Source organism: Rosistilla carotiformis, assembly GCF_007753095.1.
Classification (GTDB): domain Bacteria; phylum Planctomycetota; class Planctomycetia; order Pirellulales; family Pirellulaceae; genus Rosistilla; species Rosistilla carotiformis.
Genome location: NZ_CP036348.1, coordinates 5,128,772 through 5,141,371, shown reverse-complemented (window position 1 = coordinate 5,141,371; position 12,600 = coordinate 5,128,772). Strand labels below are relative to the sequence as shown.

Annotated in this window: 12 protein-coding genes; 3 read left to right on the top strand and 9 right to left on the bottom strand. The window is 56.9% G+C overall.

The window, feature by feature from the left end; genetic code table 11:
• Positions 1-19 precede the first annotated feature (19 nt).
• The gene (locus tag Poly24_RS18665; protein ID WP_197452011.1) at positions 20-862 is read right to left on the bottom strand and encodes a UDP-2,3-diacylglucosamine diphosphatase; all 843 of its coding nucleotides are present in this window, start codon (positions 860-862) and stop codon (positions 20-22) included.
• Positions 863-1,178: 316 nt separating this feature from the next.
• On the opposite strand from Poly24_RS18665, the gene Poly24_RS18660 reads away from it, so the two are divergent.
• Positions 1,179-1,421: a DUF485 domain-containing protein gene (locus Poly24_RS18660; protein ID WP_231753222.1), complete on the top strand. Its 243-nt coding sequence runs from the start codon at positions 1,179-1,181 to the stop codon at positions 1,419-1,421.
• Positions 1,421-3,358, top strand: a complete 1,938-nt coding sequence (locus Poly24_RS18655) for a sodium/solute symporter (protein ID WP_145098930.1) — start codon at positions 1,421-1,423, stop codon at positions 3,356-3,358. Before Poly24_RS18660 ends, Poly24_RS18655 begins: the two co-directional genes overlap by 1 nt.
• A gap of 70 nt (positions 3,359-3,428) precedes the next feature.
• On the opposite strand, the gene Poly24_RS18650 is transcribed toward Poly24_RS18655, so the two are convergent.
• Positions 3,429-4,304 (bottom strand): DUF1571 domain-containing protein, encoded by an 876-nt coding sequence (locus Poly24_RS18650; protein WP_145098927.1) that lies wholly within the window; start codon positions 4,302-4,304, stop codon positions 3,429-3,431.
• A 451-nt stretch (positions 4,305-4,755) separates the two neighbouring features.
• On the opposite strand from Poly24_RS18650, the gene Poly24_RS18645 reads away from it, so the two are divergent.
• The gene (locus tag Poly24_RS18645) at positions 4,756-5,013 is read left to right on the top strand and encodes a hypothetical protein (protein WP_145098924.1); all 258 of its coding nucleotides are present in this window, start codon (positions 4,756-4,758) and stop codon (positions 5,011-5,013) included.
• Positions 5,014-5,065: 52 nt separating this feature from the next.
• On the opposite strand, the gene Poly24_RS18640 is transcribed toward Poly24_RS18645, so the two are convergent.
• From Poly24_RS18640 to Poly24_RS18610, 7 genes are all read right to left on the bottom strand, one after another.
• Positions 5,066-5,443: a VOC family protein gene (locus Poly24_RS18640; protein WP_145098921.1), complete on the bottom strand. Its 378-nt coding sequence runs from the start codon at positions 5,441-5,443 to the stop codon at positions 5,066-5,068.
• Between the two features lie 122 nt (positions 5,444-5,565).
• Positions 5,566-6,180 carry a hypothetical protein gene (locus tag Poly24_RS18635; RefSeq protein ID WP_145098918.1) on the bottom strand — a complete coding sequence of 205 codons (615 nt, stop codon included), beginning with the start codon at positions 6,178-6,180 and terminating at the stop codon, positions 5,566-5,568.
• Complete coding sequence (locus Poly24_RS18630) at positions 6,177-6,902, bottom strand: Crp/Fnr family transcriptional regulator (protein ID WP_145098915.1); 726 nt, start codon at positions 6,900-6,902, stop codon at positions 6,177-6,179. The genes Poly24_RS18635 and Poly24_RS18630 overlap by 4 nt, the downstream gene beginning before the upstream one ends.
• A 31-nt stretch (positions 6,903-6,933) precedes the next feature.
• Positions 6,934-8,439: a DnaA/Hda family protein gene (locus Poly24_RS18625; protein WP_145098912.1), complete on the bottom strand. Its 1,506-nt coding sequence runs from the start codon at positions 8,437-8,439 to the stop codon at positions 6,934-6,936.
• A gap of 728 nt (positions 8,440-9,167) precedes the next feature.
• Positions 9,168-9,452 (bottom strand): cold-shock protein, encoded by a 285-nt coding sequence (locus Poly24_RS18620; RefSeq protein WP_449314245.1) that lies wholly within the window; start codon positions 9,450-9,452, stop codon positions 9,168-9,170.
• Between the two features lie 159 nt (positions 9,453-9,611).
• Positions 9,612-10,187 (bottom strand): hypothetical protein, encoded by a 576-nt coding sequence (locus Poly24_RS18615; RefSeq protein WP_145098909.1) that lies wholly within the window; start codon positions 10,185-10,187, stop codon positions 9,612-9,614.
• Between the two features lie 299 nt (positions 10,188-10,486).
• On the bottom strand, positions 10,487-12,574 hold the full coding sequence (locus Poly24_RS18610; protein WP_197452010.1) for a site-2 protease family protein: 2,088 nt from the start codon (positions 12,572-12,574) through the stop codon (positions 10,487-10,489).
• Positions 12,575-12,600 lie beyond the last annotated feature (26 nt).

Sequence of the window (12,600 nt, the reverse complement as noted above, 5' to 3'; positions counted from 1 at the left end):
GCAGCTTGCGTGAAATCGCTTAGGCGTTGGACCGCAGCCGATGGAATGTCGGTTCGCGGCGCTGCGTCTTTGCTAAGTTGTGGGCGTCGATCAATTGCAGCCGTCCGTCGGGCCATTCGACAATTGCGCTGCAGTGCTCGATCCAATCGCCCGTGTTGAGGTACATGATCTCTTCGATCTGCGAAATCTCCGGTTTGTGGATGTGTCCGCAGACCACCCCTTCGCAATCTTGATCGCGAGCAAAGTCGCACAGCTGCTGGTGGAAGCCGCTCTTCTTTTGAACGATGCTTTTGGCCCACAGCTTCAGGCTGCGGCTGATCGGAATCTGTCGACCGCCGAACAAGCCAAGCACCGCGTTGATGCTGCGATCGATCGCCAGCAGCCCTTCGTAGGCGAGCGATCCCAAGCTGGACAGCCACAGCATTTTGCTTTCGACCATGTCAAATTGGTCGCCATGTAAAACCGCCAACCGTTTCCCGTCGGCGCACTGATGGACAAACGAATCACGGATTTGGACAAGTCGATAGTCTTCGACAAAGCTTCGCAAGAAGGTGTCGTGATTACCTGGTGTGTAATGGATCTCGGTTCCCGAGACGCCCAGTTCAAACAATCGGGCGACCAATCGGTTGTAGGCGGGTGTCCATCGGATCCGTCGGCTCATGCGGCGGTTGTCGACGACATCACCAACCAGATAGATCTTCTGCGGAAGGCAGCGCTGGAGCAATTCAAGGAGCGCTTCGGCTTGGCAGAACCGGCTGCCCAAATGGATGTCCGAAAGAAACAGCGTTCTCGCATCGGAAAGTTCCCATGTCGCGGCCGCTGCGTGCCGGTGCGGTGTGTTCGTCGTATGTGTACTCGTCAACGCTGTGCGACCTCTGGTGTCCACGGATCGTTGCAAATCCCATCCATCGTGATGCGAACTGCACTTTAATTCCATCCCATCGATTGCCGTCATCCGTGACCATGCCGAAGTCAAAGTTTGGTCGCAGTCGACAGATAATGAAATAGGGGAACCCGGACAATGTGAGTAAAGTGTTCTTACTGGGGGGGCAGTTTGGAGAGTTGTGCGGCGCTTTTTATGTCGCAATTCGAGGGGCTTGCTGACGCTTGATCGTCGTTTGGGCTACAATTCCCCCTTTTCGCCCTCTTAACGTTTCTTCCAAATGAATTGGAACACCATGCAATCTCGGAATTCGCGGATCGGCTTGATCCTTTTCTTTTGCTATCTGCTGCTGTACAGCGGGTTTGTCTTCATCAATGCACTCTCTCCCGATTCGATGGACATGCAACCGATCGATGGTATCAATCTGGCGATCGTGTACGGATTTGTCCTGATTGTGGGGGCGTTTGCGATGGCGTTGTTGTACGGCCTGCTGTGTAAAAACGAAGCTCCCAGCGACAACGATGGGGAGGCGAAGTAATGATTTACGAACCATCTACGATCGCTGTGGTGATCTTTTTGGCGTTTGTTGGCCTGACCTTAGGCTTCAGTTTCTATTTGGGACGACAAGCAAAATCTTCCGCCGGATTTTTTACCGCCCACGGACAGATCCCTTGGTTTGTCAACGGCGTCGCGTTTGCTGGCGATTATTTGTCAGCCGCTTCGTTCCTGGGAATCTGCGGGATGATCGCGTTCAGCGGTTACGACGGTTTCCTCTATTCGATTGGTTATCTGGCCGGTTGGATCGTCGCCCTGTTTGTCGTCGCCGAACCGATGAAACGACTCGGCAAATTTACGTTTGCCGACGCCCTGAATTCCACTTTTAATTCACGCGGCATCAAGCTGGTGGTGGGGATCAGTACGCTGGTCGTCAGCATCTTCTACTTGATCCCGCAGATGGTCGGTGCCGGCGTTCTGATTCAACCGCTGCTGGGCTTCCCTCACTGGGTTGGCGTCGTCCTCGTCGGGGCGACGGTGATCTGCATCGTCACCTCCGCCGGTATGCTGTCGACCACGTGGGTCCAGTTCTTAAAAGGTTCGTTGTTGGTGATTTTCAGCGGCGTGCTGACCTACATGATCCTGCAACGTGGGTTTACGGCGCAAGAGGGGGGAATCGACGGCCACGTCTTTCAAACCATTGGGCCGTTGAGTTTAGAGAACATGGAGTCGGAACTGCTCGCCACGCCGCAGCTGGCTGGGGGTAAGATCGTTCCGGCGACAGGCGACTGGGAAGGGAAAGACTTCATCCGGACCCGTGACAGCGAAGGGGCGACGATCGTATGGCGCATCGATAAGCAGGACGACGGAACTGCCACCTTGTTGGAAGGCCAGATTCTCACGACGACCGCCGATGGCGAGACGTTAGTCAACGGCATGGTGAAGGGGACGGAAAAGGGGGGCGCGGAACTGCATCCGATCGGCTACATCAATAAGCTCAGCGGAGATCGCAAAGAAACCGGACCGCTCGGCTTTTTGTCCTTCTTCCGCGAACTGGGGGCCAGCGAAGTCACCCTCTGGAGCGAACAGAAGATCGCCGACAGCGACGGGGCCAAATCAATCGTCTATTATCCGACGACCGTCTCCGGTTCGGAAGTCCTTCGCCCGGGACGCAAGTTTACCGGCATCCGCAGCGACAATCCGATCGATCGATTGAACTTCTTGTCGTTGATGCTGGCGCTGTTCTGTGGCACCGCCTCGCTGCCTCACATCTTGATCCGGTATTACACGGTCAAAGACGAAGCGGCGGCGCGGAAGAGTACGATCGTCGGGATCGCAGCGATCGGATTCTTTTATGTGCTGACGCTCTACATGGGACTCGGCGCGATGGCCAGCGGTGCGTTGGACGTGACCACCAGTAACATGGCGGCACCGTTGTTGGCCAAGAGTATCAACGAATGGTTGTTTGCGATCATCTCGGCGATCGCCTTTACCACTGTTTTGGGAACGGTCAGCGGTCTGATCATCGCATCGGCGGGTGCGGTCACGCACGATCTGTTGGTCTCGTCGCTGGGGTTCAATTTGACCGGTGACGAAGAGGTCCGTGTCGCCAAGCTGGCTTCGGTGACTGTCGGGATCATCGCCATCGTGCTAGGAATCTTGTTCAAAGATCTGAACGTCAGTTTCCTTGTCGGCTGGGCGTTTAGCATCGCCGCATCGGCGAACCTGCCCGCGTTGATCATGTTGTTGTTCTGGCGTGGCACAACGCATCAAGGCATCATCGCTGCGGTCACCGTGGGAATGGTTTCGTCGCTGGGATGGATCCTGTTGAGCGGCGATACCTATGCGAAGGTCTACGGTCTCGATGCCGCCGACGCGATCGTGCCGTTCAGCCAACCGGGCATCGTGACGATCCCGCTGGGATTCATCACGCTGGTCGTCGTTTCGTTGATGACCCGCTCGAAGTCGACCGCCAGCTGAGAAGGGGCATTTAGATAGTGGCAACGCGACTCGGTCGCGTTGCCACTTGTTCTTTGAGAACGCCGCCGAACTACTTCGAATAGAACGTGTAGTTCGGGTTGTTTGGATCGAAATCGGCGTCGGTTAGGCCCACGTTTAACTTGACGTTTAGGTACGTGTACTCTTCGTTGATCTCAGGCTTTTGCCCAGGAGTCTTGGGCCAGCCGTAGGCAACGTAGCGGACCGGGATGTTCATCTGGTCGTCGATGAAGATCTGTCCCAGACTGAAATCGAACTCCGGCCGGTATTCCGGATGCGTGACCTGGATCACACTGCAATCGCGTCCGTTGATCTTCGCGTTTTTACGGAATTCGACTTTTACGTCTTTGTGTTGCCGGTCCTGCTCGCCACGCTCGATCAGTTTGAGAACCAAGTTCTCGATCCCGATTTCGGTCAACGGATACTTCTGGCCGCGCATTGCAAACGCCCCTTCGGGCTTCAGCCAGACGGTCGGAAGGAAGCGACCTTTGAAGCCCCCTTCGTGAGCGACCATCTTGTTTTCGTTCTGCTGTTCCACATAGATTACCTCGCGACCTTTGACCGTCGCCGGTTTCAGGAACGCCAGGTAGACGCTGAAGGGAACGACCAAACGTCCATCGACGACCCGGCGATTGCGGACCTTGATGAACATGTATTCGTATTCGCTAACCGTATTGCCGACCAGTTCGCGTTTGACCAGCGTGGCGGTGTAGTCTTGGATGTTGGTGCGAATCTCTTGCAAGCCTTCATGCGCGATCCGCAACGCTTCATCCAACGGATGGATCGCGGGGGTCAGGCTATTATTGGCCGCGATGCGAAACACCGGTTCTTGGAACTTGCTCTGCGGCGATTGGGCAAATGCGGAACCAGCACCGCCGACAGAAGCAGCGGCGAGCATCGATAAGATTTGTCGTCGTGAGTGATTCATGGAAGGCCATCCTCCGTGTTAGGCCGACGTACGTTGATAAGCTTACGTGCTATCAATATCGCCTTCTGATGCTCTCCGATCCAAATTCTTCTGTTGGCAAAGCATAGCCACTATAGACGTTAGATTAGGGCCTTGCAGCGAATGACTGAGGTCGTGGACCGAGTCTCGACTGAAGGCTTCTGATCGCGATACCGCAACGATCGTAACGTTCCAGCCATCGATCGGCTATCCCGATTCCTATAACCGTTAAAATTGGCCTGAATTAATCCAATTGCTTCGCCGATACAAAAGGAAACGGGACGCGGCGGCATCGTCGCGTCGAGACCCCGACGCAGTCGACTGGTTTGGCGGATTGGAGAGTGATTGGTTCGTGAAAGGATTCATCTTAATTCCGCTTGCTAGCATCGCTTTTTGCGTCTCAGTCAATGCCGCAAGCGGCCAAGGACCTGCGATGGGGCAACCATCCGCCTACGCGATCGATCCCGCGGGGTTAGGGCTTTGGGGCGTCACTCCCGCACCACATCTGGTGATCCGTTCGCCGCAAAAGCCATCCTTGTTGCACTCCAAGTCGGCCGTCATTCCTGGCGCCGCGGCCGTGCCGGTCTGGAAAGAACCGTACGCCTACGGATACTTTGGCGCCACGCCGCGTCAGCATCCCTATCGAAGCTTTGGCCACCAACAGGCATACACCGAATGGCGATGGCGCTAGCAAACGCCATTCTCTAGCCAGCCGCCAGATCGAAGCTCGTCCGAGTCGTCCGCTATCGGCGACCTTCGTCGAAGCCCAGCAGTTCAATCCAGTGCCCATCGGGATCGGGCAGGAATACCTGCAGCCCGCCATCGGGACGAACCCGGCGAGGGTTGTGGTCCGCACCAAGCCGCTGCAGATGGCTTTCCCACGCGTCGAGATCGTCGACTTTCAGGGCCAAATGATTGCCGCGGCTAGCCGAATGGACGGCGCTGTCGCGATCCCCAATCAGATGCAACTCTTGGTCTTCGCCAAGCCGGAACCAGGCCCCTGGGAAATCGAAGGCCGGGCGTGGAAGTGGTTCCAATTGCAGCACATCGCGATAAAAAGCGGCGCTGACCGCGACGTCGGCGACATGCAGCGCGATGTGATTCAGTTGCAGGACTTTCATGGTGCGGTCGTCGCGTGTTCTGTTGGGAATCTGGGATCGGAGACAAGCTGTCATTTTGCAAATCTCGCCAAGCGGGACAACCTCACGTCGCGCGGCGGTGGCAAGCCGTGGGCCTTGTCCGTTTAGAAATCAAACGGCTTGCCGAGCATCGTTTCCCATTGCTTGCGTTGCTGGGGCGTCAAGATTTCGGTGATCTGTTTGGCGACTTCGGCATCCTCTTCACTGATTTTGCCACGACCATAACCGCGGCTGATCCGTTGGACCAATTCGGCTGTCGCTTCGCGTTGTGACGTGTCCAGTTCCAACGCGTCGGCAAGATCGTCCATCGTGATCGCGCGCAGCCCGCGGCGTTGCAGCCACAGTTCTTGCAGGCGTTTGAATTGAGCGGGATCGAGGATCGCCGAGAGTAATCGTTCGGCGACCTGCCCCGATTGCGTGGAGACTTCGTCGGCCGAAGGCAGTGCTTCATCGGTCGATTGATCGCGACGCGCGTTGCGGTATTCGGAAAACAGATCGGCTTGCAATGCGAAGATCAGTTCCGCCGTCTCGCGCGACAGTTCCAGTTCGGCCTGCACTTCGGGAATCCGGAACAACGACATGATGCCGCTGTTAAAGTAACGTTGCATCCCGCCACGACGAGACTCGCCACGGGAACGGTTCTCGGGCTGCGCATGGGCCACCGGCGAGAGTAAGCACAGGAAAATCAGCAGTGTCGACCAACGCGCGGTGGTGTTCATAAGGTGGGTATCCCTGGAGGCGATGGAGCCCGATACGTTTGCCCAACGCGTTCGGCCATTTGGTGCGGTCGCAGGATTGCAATCCGTCGGCGTGTGACGTCGATCAATCCTTCCGATTTTAATTGCCCTAACACGATCGTAACCGATTCTCGGGTGCTGCCGATCAAATTGGCAAGCTCTTGATGGGACAGCTTGATCCGCAATCGGACGCCGCTGTCCGCCGGGACGCCAAACTGATCGGCCAGATCCAACAGCAAATGGATCAATCGATCGCGATTCGATTGAAACAACAGATTCCGTAGTCGCCGCTGGATCCGTTGCCGTCGCAGGCCGACCAATTTGGTGATCCCAACGGCAAACGCATTGGCCTGAGCCATCAAGTGTAGCAGTTCTTCGGCCGGAATCATCACCACCGACGCGGCGTTGACGACTTCCACAAATTCGTCGCGTTGCGAGGGATCAAACAGTGCCAGTTCGCCGAACAGTTCGCCGGGTTCAATAAAGGCTAGCGTCGATTGTTTGCCTTCGGGCGTTGCATGGCAAACTTTGACCAGCCCACGCGTCAATAAGAAGACGCTGTCGGCAGCTTGATAGGGCAGGTAGACGAGGCTCCGCACGGCAAACGAACGGACACGGCAATGCGATTCCAAGCGGCGGATTTGCTCCGCAGGCAGGTTGGCAAACAGCTCGCACGACTTCAGATGCCAAACTTTTTCTGCCACGCGGAAGATCCTTGGGTTTTCGTCGTTAAACTCAACCCGAGCGTAACATATTCTGGACCGACTCTAAAACCTGCTTCGCCGGGATGGTGCGATTCCCGACAGCAAACGCTTTGCCCGTTTCGACATCTCCGGCGATTCGACGAGTCGCGGCAATCACGGCGCTGTGGCTGCGTTGGCCGAAATATTTTCCGATGTCACCGTAGGTCGCTCCCGTATGTTCGCGAGCCAAATACATTGCCAGCATCCGCGCCTGGCTGACGTTGCGGCTTTGCCCCTTGGACTGCAGCGCGTCTTTGGGCAAACCCATTGTGTTGCAGACCGCGGTTTGGATGTCGGAAAAGCCGTACGACGAGCTGCCGATTGAAATCAGATCGCTCAAGATTTCAGTGATCTGATCGTAGGTCACCGGTTCGTCGTGCATGCTGACCAACGCCTTCAGACGGCACGCGATCCCCGACACAACGCGTCCATCGCCACACACGTTGGCGGCGATATCGGAGAGCATCTGGTGGTCGATTCCCAGGCCTTCGGCGTCACATAATTGCTGTAACATCTGGCTCCGCATCTCGTGATCCAACGGAGTCATCGAGCAGACCATGCCGCCAGCCATGCGGCCCGCCAAATCTTGCCCGAGGCCGGGAATCTCCATCGGCGGACGATCGGCCGCGAAGACCAGTTGCTTTCCAGCCCGCACGATCGAATCGATCGTGTACAGCATTTCCCGCGACGTGGCCCGTTTGCCCGGCAGGAATTGGATCTCATCGATCAGCAACGCGTCGACGTCGCGATAACGGCGGCGGAAACCTGGCAGACCGCTGCCGGTGACCGATCCGATAAAGTCGTTCGTGAATTCTTCGGCGGTCATCGAAATCACGCGTCGCAAGCGATGGCGGCGTCGCAATTCGGTCGCCACGACATCCAACAATTGTGTCTTTCCAGTGCCGTGCGTGCCCCACAAAAACAGCGGCGACGTGACGCCGGGCGAATCGCAAATCATCCGCGCCGCAGTGGCGGCCAGTTTGTTCGATTTGCCGACGACAATCTGATCCCACGATGCGGCGCGGCGACGTCGTGCGGGCAGCGGATCATCGCTGCCAGTCGATTGAAACGAGCTGACTTGAAGCAACGGTTGAACGTTGTCGCGCGGCGTTTCGGCTGCCGCTTGTCGCTTGGCAGTTTTGGCCGCTGGACGCGGTGGGGTCGCGTCGCCCGCATCGCTACGAAGCGTCGACGCCGGTTCCTCGGTCGGTTCGGCGGAGGCCTCCGCGGGTTTGTCGGCTGCCAGTTGCAGCGACACGCTCACGCCATCCCCACAGACATCCACGACCGCTTGCCGCAGATCGTTCATGTACCGCGAACCGATTCGATCCAATGCGAATTGTGCCGCCACATCCACGACCACATCGCGACCAGCGCGATGGCAGTGGGTGATCTGACCGAACCACATTCGGAAGCAGTCTCGTCCAAGACGATTTATCAGTGCATCCTGTAATTCACCGGTGAGATCCTTCGCACCTGCCGTTTCCGTTACCGACATTCCGAGGACTTACTCTCCATCATGGATAGCCAAATAAACAACCCTGTCCGATGCTTCACCTTGCGTAAGCCTAACAGGTAGATCAACCTGGGCAGATCGCCATCCGTGATGACATCCGTCCGCTGGATGCGAGCCTACGCGATTTCCATCGGTTTCGCTTTGATGGGCCGATTGTAGGTTAGCTAGCATTCTCTTCAAGTCTTCCGCACTGCTTTTCCGAACGTTCCCTTAGCGGTCACCAAAACCCAGTCAGAAACGGTCTTTTCACCGTTTGCAAAACACGTTTTTGACGCCGAACCCCTATCATCGCGATGTGGATAAAATGTCAACATTGAATCCGTCTCTGAGACCTTAGAAAGCGGCCGAAAGATCGCCGGGGGGCACCACATGAACGGCCTATCAATCCTGGGCAAGATGCACCAGATGCGCAGCGCGTCGAACCGAGAAAGGGTGCCGCCATTATAAGATTTGCGGGGCAACGCGTCTGTGCCGCCGCAAGCGATGCGGCTCCGTTCGCACGTTCAGCAAGGGAACGTTGTTGCCCGCAGCGGGGCGAGAGAACACGCACATCAACCTTCCGTCATGGTTGATGGGGAGCGTGTGTTTTCGGGTTTCACGGTGAGCCGATTTCCGCTGGCGAGTCATCCGTGCCAACTGTGGCGACTCGCCGTGCGAGCCTGATCAAGCCAGCGGCAATTTTCACCGTGAAACCAAATCGGAAATCCGATTTAAAGAACTTTTACGTTTTCAGCGCAAGGACCCTTCGGGCCGCGGCCTTCTTCAAACGAAACGCGTTGTCCTTCGCGCAGGTCGTCGAATCGTACCCCTTCCAATGCGGAGGAGTGGAAGAACAAATCCTTTGCGCCTCCAGTGTCGATAAATCCGAACCCTTTGTCGGTTACACGTTTGATTGTGCCTTCAGCCATCAGTCGATTCCTGTACCAAGTATTTAAGTCTTGCAGCACATCCCGGAACAAAAGCATTCCGGTAAATTGCCGCCAACCGGCCATCATATCGGACCGCGAAGCGAGATGCGATGGTATGTCCGTTGAAATCCACCGGATCGGACCAGCAAATCCTCGCGATCGCCGGTTTTTCGATCCGGAAACCGGTTCTGGCGGGCTGCGTTGCAGAACACGCTCAAGCCGGGCGAGACGCCCTCTGGCAAGGAACTAGGGACTGACAAGCACCGATTGGGCAGCCCGAGGGGCGTTGGTTTTGGGGGCCGCAGCACTGGCTTGGGCCGTTGGCGAAGGCGCCAGTTCTTCTGCTTTTTCCAGCGTCCACTTTTCGCCCGCCAATAATTTCAAGCCTTTCCAGGAAAGGCCTTCGTCGAAGAAGATCGATCCGAGGTTGTTGCCGTTGACTTCCGATTTGCCCCACGAGGTCTGCACCAGCAGATTTTGAATGTCCACCTTGCCGGTGATGATATCTCCGTTGTGCAGCACGATCGTCGTCAGTTCCGTTTCATCGCGGGCCATCCGAATCCCCAGTACTTCGGTCAACGGCATCTTGGCGATTCCGAAAGCGGTCTTCACCTCCAAGTCGTTTGTATCCAACAGCGATCCGTTCAGGTCGCGCACATCGTCCAACAATTCGACGACCACTGGCAGCGGTTGCACCTGTGGTTTCGCATCGGGAGCACGCAAGCGGGATTCGGGTTCCGCAATCGGCTGTAGGTCTTGAGCGATCGAGATCGAGGACGAAAACAGCGCGATCGCGCAACCGATTAAAAAGCGATGAAACATGGGCAAGCCTCTCTCGGGTCCGTCAAAATGCATTGGGAATAGATGGCGCAAGACTCGCAAGTTGCCCCGCGAGTGCGTCGAAGAGAGTGGCAGGATAGCAGTCTGGGTCGGCTGGTTCAATCAGGCAAAATGGAAAAACTGGATGGCGTGCGTCGGCCATCGCCCCCCAAAATTCCGCTTCCCGCCCAGGCGAGACCAATCGTTCCAGCAAGCCGCCCATGACCGTAATGCAAAAGAGCCACACACGATCCGAGGACCGCCTGTGGCTCTTTGCAAGATTCCGTTTACGCTGCCGGCGGTCAGCCGATCAAACGGGCGATATCGTTGTAGAACGCAAACGCCATCAACCCCAGCAGCATCAGCACGCCGACCATCGTCAAACGCGCTTGCCATTCTTCGTCGACCGGTCGGCCGAGCACCGCTTCGGCGATCAGGAAGACCATGTGTCCACCATCGAGGGCGGGAATCGGCAAGAAGTTCAGGATCGCCAAGTTAATACTTAAGAAGGTCAAGAACATTAACAAACGGGGGATGCCTTCGGCGGCGTGCGAGCCAGCGATCGTAAAGATCGCCACCGGGCCGCCCAGCAGATCGGCTTTCAAACGTCCGGTCACCAACATTTTCAAGAACCGGAGCACTCCTTTGCCGCGATGGACCGCTTCGTTGTAGCCCAGGCTGAAGGCGGCGGCCAACGAATCGGCACGATGGATCCGCTTAATCGTTTCAAACCGCAGGCCTCGTTCGGGCCAGTATTGGTCGGAGTCGGACTTCAGTTTCACGACGGTGTCGATGACTTTCCCATCGGCGGTGTCTCCCTTGGCCCCCAGAACGCGGATCTCGGTACCCGCGGGAAGCATCTGCAGGTTGGCAACCAGCATCGGGACGGTGTAAAAGTCGTCGATATCCCACGAATCGTTCAGGAGTTTCATCGGCACAAAGCCGCTGAGTTCCTTCTTCTCGGCGTCGTTGTTCCACGAGACGGTGATCCGCGTGATCTGGTCACCCGGCTCAAACGAGGCCGCCAACGGGCTTCCTTCGTCGACCGTTGCGAGTCGATTCGAAGCGGTATACGCGATGCCGAAGCGATCCAATGCCAAGTCGATGCCACTGGCTTCGGGCGGAGCGCTGACCGCGTCGGGGGCTACATTAAAGGTAATCTCTTCGGGTTCGCTTCCCTCGGTGGCGCGTTGCACCACGATTTCGACGGCGCTGTCGCGTTGATAGGCTAGGTCGCGGAGCGCGAATGCGGACAATTGATCCTGCCCATCAAATCGAATGATTTGATCGCCCGGTTTCAGGCCCGCCTTCTCCGCATTGCCTCCTTGAACCAAGCCGGTGATTGGCCCGACGCCAAAGGTGCCCCCCAGCGATTTCATGTTCTGAGGGGGGAGCGTGATCGTTTTCTTCGATTCATCGGTCAACAAAAACGTCAACTCGATCGGCGCGGAAGCTTTGACCCGCATCGCTTCGACGATCGGTGTCAGATAGATGTCCCCTTCGGTTTCCGGCAGCGCGACGCCGTCGAGTTCGATCGCTTGGGCACCGCCGAAGCTTTTGTCGAGCACGGTCGCCGCAGCACTGTTGGGGTAAAACGTGACGTCGGTCGCAAGGGTCGTCGACAATTGAGGGACCACGCCGATGGCGACGGCGATCTTCTTGGGATCGTAGCGGAGCGTCGGGATCAATTGGTACGAAGTCTCTTCGCCATCCTTGCGAACGGTAAAGGCGACCGGTTTGGTTTTATCATCCAAGCCTTGTTCAAGGATCTCCGAACGCATGTCCCGGAACTGCAATTGATCGTTATTTTCGATCGTGCCGACCGAAACGACTTGCGAACCGGGCTGGATGCCTGCCAACCAGGCGGGGTCGCCCGGTTGGGTCGATCCGATGATCGCGGGGGTGTAGGGCACGCCGTACCAGAATGCCGCGGCGGCGAACATGACGGCCGTGATCACGTTGACGATCACCCCAGCGCTGATGATAAACATCCGCTGCAGCACGCTTTTGGCTTGGAAGCTACGTGGATCGAGCTTGTACGGCGGCGCGGTCTCATCGCCGGGAGTCGCTTCTTCGTTGGCGATTTTAATCCGTTTGTTCTCTTCAGCCGCTTTGCGTGGGTCGTCGTCTTGGCCGAGCATTTTGACGTACCCGCCCAGCGGGATGATGCCGAGTCCGTATTCGGTCTCCCCCCAAGTGAATTTCCCCAGCGTCCGGGGGAGCTTGATCGGCCCGATGTTGATCGGGACATCAAAGCCCACGTAGAACTTCTCACACTTCACCCCACAGCTTTTGGCGGCAACGAAGTGCCCCAATTCGTGGACGAAGATGACCAAGCCGATTCCGATGGCGACCTTTAACCAAAGGCCAACCTTGGTCAGGATGGCCATCAGTAAAGATGGATCGGTATCCGCCA

Excerpts from the sequence above, each read along its gene's own strand:
- Poly24_RS18625 (WP_145098912.1), bottom strand. The coding sequence starts at position 8,439 with ATGTCGGTAACGGAAACGGCAGGTGCGAAGGATCTCACCGGTGAATTA.
- Poly24_RS18615 (WP_145098909.1), bottom strand. The coding sequence starts at position 10,187 with ATGTTTCATCGCTTTTTAATCGGTTGCGCGATCGCGCTGTTTTCGTCC.
- Poly24_RS18635 (WP_145098918.1), bottom strand. The coding sequence starts at position 6,180 with ATGAACACCACCGCGCGTTGGTCGACACTGCTGATTTTCCTGTGCTTA.
- Poly24_RS18650 (WP_145098927.1), bottom strand. The coding sequence starts at position 4,304 with ATGAATCACTCACGACGACAAATCTTATCGATGCTCGCCGCTGCTTCT.
- Poly24_RS18620 (WP_449314245.1), bottom strand. The coding sequence starts at position 9,452 with ATGATGGCCGGTTGGCGGCAATTTACCGGAATGCTTTTGTTCCGGGAT.
- Poly24_RS18610 (WP_197452010.1), bottom strand. The coding sequence starts at position 12,574 with ATGGCCATCCTGACCAAGGTTGGCCTTTGGTTAAAGGTCGCCATCGGA.
- Poly24_RS18655 (WP_145098930.1), top strand. The coding sequence starts at position 1,421 with ATGATTTACGAACCATCTACGATCGCTGTGGTGATCTTTTTGGCGTTT.
- Poly24_RS18645 (WP_145098924.1), top strand. The coding sequence starts at position 4,756 with ATGGGGCAACCATCCGCCTACGCGATCGATCCCGCGGGGTTAGGGCTT.
- Poly24_RS18640 (WP_145098921.1), bottom strand. The coding sequence starts at position 5,443 with ATGAAAGTCCTGCAACTGAATCACATCGCGCTGCATGTCGCCGACGTC.
- Poly24_RS18660 (WP_231753222.1), top strand. The coding sequence starts at position 1,179 with ATGCAATCTCGGAATTCGCGGATCGGCTTGATCCTTTTCTTTTGCTAT.